The organism is Streptomyces sp. NPDC050263, from assembly GCF_040655955.1.
Taxonomy (GTDB): domain Bacteria; phylum Actinomycetota; class Actinomycetes; order Streptomycetales; family Streptomycetaceae; genus Streptomyces.
In genome coordinates, this window is sequence record NZ_JBFAKW010000291.1 from 1 (window position 1) to 1,677 (window position 1,677).

The 1,677-nt window shown below is 69.0% G+C and carries 2 protein-coding genes; one reads left to right on the top strand and one right to left on the bottom strand.

All coding sequences use genetic code 11. From position 1 onward, the window contains the following. Positions 1-63: 63 nt before the first annotated feature. Positions 64-390 carry a hypothetical protein gene (locus AB0J04_RS46060; RefSeq protein ID WP_363174719.1) on the bottom strand — a complete coding sequence of 109 codons (327 nt, stop codon included), beginning with the start codon at positions 388-390 and terminating at the stop codon, positions 64-66. A 78-nt stretch (positions 391-468) separates the two neighbouring features. Between AB0J04_RS46060 and AB0J04_RS46065 the strand changes: the two genes are divergently transcribed. Then, positions 469-1,644 carry an IS630 family transposase gene (locus AB0J04_RS46065; protein WP_363174720.1) on the top strand — a complete coding sequence of 392 codons (1,176 nt, stop codon included), beginning with the start codon at positions 469-471 and terminating at the stop codon, positions 1,642-1,644. Positions 1,645-1,677: the final 33 nt, after the last annotated feature.

Sequence of the window (1,677 nt, forward strand, 5' to 3'; positions counted from 1 at the left end):
AGTGGTCTGCGTCGTAAGTCCTTCGGGGGTTGACTTCGGTGTTGCTTGTAGGCGTGCTCGCACTCAGCTGTTGAGGGTGGTGAGGTGGAGGTGGCAGGCGGTGTCGAGGGCGTCCTCGGGGGTGCCGCTGTGGCTGCCGGTGGGCAGGAGGGCGTCCTGGTAGCGGTCGCCGGCGGGGTCATGGAGGGCGAAGCCCCACCGGCTCGCGGTGCCGGTGTAGCGCAGCCGCATCAGCTTGAGGCGCTCGCCATCGGCCAGTTCGCCTTCCACGTAGGCGTACTGGCCCCGGTGGCGGACATGCAGGCCGGCCAGCTGCGGCCAAGCCGCTTCGGCGCGTATCTGCAGGTACAACTCAAGCTGGAGCCGGGTGTGTTCCGAGGGCGTGGGCACAGCCGACATCCTGCCGCAGGACCAGGGGCCGGCGCGCGGCAGGATGTCGGCTGTCGTGATCCACTTCTCGTGATCGGCATGCCTGCCTTGCCCGTTGCCTTCGCCTGCCCGATAGTACTGACCGCTTCAGAACGCGAGCGGCTCAAGAAGATGGCCTACGGCCACAAGACCGAGTACCGGCTGCGGATGCGCGCGCGGGTTGTCCTGCACGCGGCCCGAGACCGCTCCAACGCCCGCATCGCCCGGGAGACCGGGCTGCACCTGGACACCGTCCGCACCTGGCGCGGCCGTTTCGCCGCTCACCGGCTGCCGGCCCTGGGTGATCGCAAGCGTTCCGGGCGCCCGGCCGCCTTCACACCGTTACAGACCGCCCAGGTCAAGGCCCTGGCCTGCCAACTGCCCGCCGAGAGCGGCACACCGCTCTCGCGCTGGTCGGCCCCGGAGTTGGCCCGCGAGGCCGTCGCCCGCGCCATCGCGGGCGCGATCTCCGCCTCCACCGTGCGGCGCTGGCTCAGGCAGGACGCGCTCAAGCCCTGGCAGTACCAGTCCTGGATCTTCACCACCGACCCCGCCTTCCGCCCCAGGGCCGAGCGCGTCCTCGATCTGTACGCCCGCACCTGGGACGGCGAGCGGCTCGGCGCGGACGAGTACGTGATCAGCGCGGACGAGAAGACCTCCATCCAGTCCCGCTGCCGCTGCCATCCCACCCTGGCCCCCGGGCAGGCAAGGGCGATGCGGGTGAACCACACCTACGGCCGCGGCGGCGCGCTGGCCTACCTGGCCGCCTACGACGTCCACCGCGCGAAGATCTTCGGCCGCTGCGAGCCGAGAACCGGCATCGCCCCGTTCATGAACCTGGTCGACCAGGTCATGGCCCAAGAGCCCTACGCCAGCGCGAAACGCGTGTTCTGGGTCGTGGACAACGGCTCCTCCCACCGCGGCAAGAAGGCCGCCGACCGGCTGAGAGCCGCCTACCCGAACGCGGTCCTCGTCCACACCCCCATCCACGCCTCCTGGTTAAACCAGGTGGAGATCTACTTCTCCGTCGTACAGCGCAAGGTCGTGACACCCAATGACTTCACCGACCTCAACGAGGTCACGGACCGGCTCCGATCCTTCGAAGACCGCTACAACGCCACGGCACAGCCGTTCCAGTGGAGGTTCACCACCTCCGACCTGGACGATCTGCTGGCCAGACTCGACCGGCACACCGCCGATCACCCAGAAGAATCCTCCGCCGCCCCAGCCGCATGATCAACCCCCGAAGGACTTACGACGCAGACCACT

Excerpts from the sequence above, each read along its gene's own strand:
- AB0J04_RS46065 (WP_363174720.1), top strand. The coding sequence starts at position 469 with ATGCCTGCCTTGCCCGTTGCCTTCGCCTGCCCGATAGTACTGACCGCT.